At 46.4% G+C, this 1365-nt stretch carries 1 protein-coding gene and 4 tRNA genes; all 5 read left to right on the top strand.

What is annotated here, in order from left to right; all coding sequences use genetic code 11:
- The 5 genes from A3K86_RS22635 to A3K86_RS08080 all read left to right on the top strand — a co-directional run bounded on the left by A3K86_RS22635 (position 1) and on the right by A3K86_RS08080 (position 1365).
- Positions 1–68 (top strand) — tRNA-Thr (locus A3K86_RS22635).
- A gap of 58 nt (positions 69–126) precedes the next feature.
- A tRNA-Phe gene (locus tag A3K86_RS08065) sits at positions 127–202 on the top strand.
- 6 nt (positions 203–208) lie between these two features.
- Positions 209–284: transfer RNA gene (locus A3K86_RS08070), tRNA-Asn, on the top strand.
- 264 nt (positions 285–548) lie between these two features.
- Complete coding sequence (locus A3K86_RS08075) at positions 549–1172, top strand: glutathione S-transferase family protein (RefSeq protein WP_068330364.1); 624 nt, start codon at positions 549–551, stop codon at positions 1170–1172.
- 117 nt (positions 1173–1289) lie between these two features.
- A tRNA-Phe gene (locus A3K86_RS08080) sits at positions 1290–1365 on the top strand.

Here is a 1365-nt window from a genome sequence, read left to right on the forward strand (position 1 = left end):
AGCTCAGTAGGTAGAGCAACTGACTTGTAATCAGTAGGTCACCAGTTCGACTCCGGTAGTCGGCACCATTCTTTAGCAAATACTGCGTTAGCAGTTTTGCAAAAGTTACGCTTCGGCGCTACTTTTGCCTCGATAGCTCAGTCGGTAGAGCAGAGGATTGAAAATCCTCGTGTCGGTGGTTCGATTCCGCCTCGAGGCACCATACAATTCCCCCTTAGTTCAGTTGGTAGAACGGCGGACTGTTAATCCGTATGTCGCAGGTTCGAGTCCCGCAGGGGGAGCCAAATTAGAGAAAACCTCATCATTTGATGAGGTTTTTTCGTATCTGGCGTTTGCTTTTTTTCCCTTGTATCTTTTTGATGCTAAACACAGCCAACCTACTAAGCATCCTTACTCAATCTAAACCCAATCTAATTCCCGGTCTCATCGCTGATCTTTGCGCTGCGCTATTCTTCGTCTAGGGTTAAAGAATCATCCCAACATCATTCATTAACTTACTTTTGATGATCGCTGGCGTTGGGAGCAACATGGTTGGAAAAGGATGCTAGATGATCACCTTATACGGATATCCCCGCAGTCGTTCACTTCGCGTATCTTGGTTACTGGAAGAGATCGGCCTTGATTGGCAATACCAGCTAGTCAATTTGCAGCAAGGTGAACACAAATCTCATGACTACTTGCAACGCAACTTTGAAGGCAAAGTGCCAACCTTAGTCGATGGCAACCTGACCTTATGCGAATCCAGTGCGATTTGTGTGTACTTAGCCGAAAAATACGCTCCTCATTGGTTACCCCACCACTCTATCGAACAGCAAGCTCGCCACCATCAATGGCTCAGCTTTATTATTTCAGAGCTAGAACAACCGCTGTGGAGTATCGGTAAACACAAATATGCCCTCCCCGATCCGATTCGTTTACCAGAAATGCAGGCCGTCGCCGGATGGGAATTTAAGAAAGCGGTGAATGTTGCAGAGCACTGGTTGCCCGACAGTGATTATTTATTCGGCAACTTACCCACCCTTTCTGATCTGCTTTTAACCCACACCCTAAATTGGGCCGTTGCCTTTGAACAGAAATTACCAGCCAAGATCGATAAATATCGCCGTTTTGTCTCTCAACGACCGGCAATGATGCGAGCCTTACAACGGGAGCAACAAGCACTTCCTCGCTAAGTTTTTCCTTGTTTTGGTGTGATTTCTAATCAATCAGGATAAAAAAACAAAACTTACGCAGAAGTTTAAAAAAAACCGTTGACGGCAAAGCCAAAAACCAGTTTAATGCGCCCCGTTGCCTCGATAGCTCAGTCGGTAGAGCAGAGGATTGAAAATCCTCGTGTCGGTGGTTCGATTCCGCCTCGAGGCACCA

It is taken from the genome of Photobacterium jeanii (assembly GCF_001650345.1).
GTDB classification, from domain to species: Bacteria; Pseudomonadota; Gammaproteobacteria; order Enterobacterales; family Vibrionaceae; genus Photobacterium; species Photobacterium jeanii.

Excerpts from the sequence above, each read along its gene's own strand:
- A3K86_RS08075 (WP_068330364.1), top strand. The coding sequence starts at position 549 with ATGATCACCTTATACGGATATCCCCGCAGTCGTTCACTTCGCGTATCT.